We start from the raw sequence: 1418 nt of genomic DNA, 5'->3' as shown, positions 1-1418 counted from the left end.
TCCAGCACGACGGCGCGCAGCGGGGCCACCGCGTCATCCGCGTCCTCACCCGCGGCCGGCGGGCCGGCCAGGGCCTGTGCCTCCACGCGACGCTGACGCGCGGCGCCGCCGTCGTCGATCATCGCCTGGACGCCGGCGAGCTCCGCCGCGCAGCCCAGCCGCTCGGCGACCGGGGTCAGTCGCTCGATCTCCGCCGGCAGGTGCTCCGCCAGCGGGACCTGGGTGCCACGGGCGTCCACGATCACGGTGGCGTCCATGCCGTACCGGGCGGCGCGCCACTTGTTCTCCTGCACGTGCCACGGCGGCAGGACCTCGACCGTCTCACCGCGCTCCAGGCTCGCGGACAGGTCATCCACGAGGCACTGCGTGTAGGCGGTCACGGCGGCGATCTCCTCGAGCGTGGCCAGGCCGTCGCACGCGCGCATCTCCACCGTGCCCAGGCGGGGCACGGCCCGCACGTCCCAGCGGCACTCGGTGACGTCCGCGATCATGCCCACCTGCTCCATCTGGGCCACGCAGCGCTCGAAGCCCTCCCACTCCTGGAACTGGAACGGCAGGCCGGCCGTGGGCAGCTGCTGGAACAGGAGGGTGCGCTGGGACTGGTAGCCCGTGTCCGTGCCCGCCCAGAAGGGGGACGAGGCCGAGAGTGCGAGCAGGTGCGGCACGCGGTTGACCAGGCCGTTCACCACCGGCATGGCCTTGGAGACGTCGTCCAGGCCCACGTGCACGTGCACGCCGAAGATCAGCAGCTGCCGACCCCAGTACTGGGTGAGATCCAGCATGCGGTCGTAGCGCTCACTGGGCGTCGAGGGCTGCGCGATCGCGTCCGCGAACGGGCGCGTGCCCTGGCAGAACAGGGAGATGCCCCGCGCAGCCGCGGCGTCCGCCACACGCGCGGCGATCCGGCCGAGGTCCGCCGTCGCGGCGTCCACGCGCTCGTGCACGCCCGTGACGAGCTCCACCGTGTTCTGCAGCAGCTCGCTGGTCATGTGCGGGTTCACGTCGTCCTCGGCGAGGCCCTCGGTCGCATGCAGGGTGCGCAGCAGGTCCGGGGCCTCGGAGCGCAGCTCGCCGGACACGGCATCCACGAGCGCGAGCTCCCACTCGATTCCGAGAGTGGACTGCGCGGAGTCGGCGAAGGGCAGAGTCATGCCGCCCATCCTAGAAGCCCCGGCCCGGTCTGTGCCCGGTGTCCACGCTCCGGACCTAGGGTGTGGGGCATGGCCCGTCCCCGCCCCGCCTCCCGCTCGCCGCGCCCCACGGCCGCCGCCTCGGAGGCGGACGACACCGCCCTGGCCCCCGTCCTCGAGCCGGAGGGCCGCGCACTGCTCGACTCCCTCGCCGGGTACCGCGAGGCCGACGCGCTCGCGGTCTCCTCCCGCCTGCGCGCCGCGGGGCACCCGCCCGAGCGCGTGGCC

General features: G+C 74.2%; 1 protein-coding gene and 1 pseudogene. One reads left to right on the top strand and one right to left on the bottom strand.

The window, feature by feature from the left end; all coding sequences use genetic code 11:
• On the bottom strand, positions 1-1151 hold a 1151-nt coding region (locus HMPREF3105_RS09960), incomplete at its 3' end, for a glutamate--cysteine ligase (protein ID WP_070709483.1).
• 69 nt (positions 1152-1220) lie between these two features.
• Here HMPREF3105_RS09960 and HMPREF3105_RS09955 point away from each other — a divergent pair.
• Positions 1221-1418, top strand: a pseudogene (locus HMPREF3105_RS09955) (SAM-dependent methyltransferase); the annotation flags it as partial.

The sequence above is a fragment of the Micrococcus sp. HMSC31B01 genome (assembly GCF_001816085.1).
In the GTDB taxonomy this organism is placed as follows: domain Bacteria; phylum Actinomycetota; class Actinomycetes; order Actinomycetales; family Micrococcaceae; genus Micrococcus; species Micrococcus luteus.
This window is presented reverse-complemented; position numbering and strand designations above follow the sequence as displayed.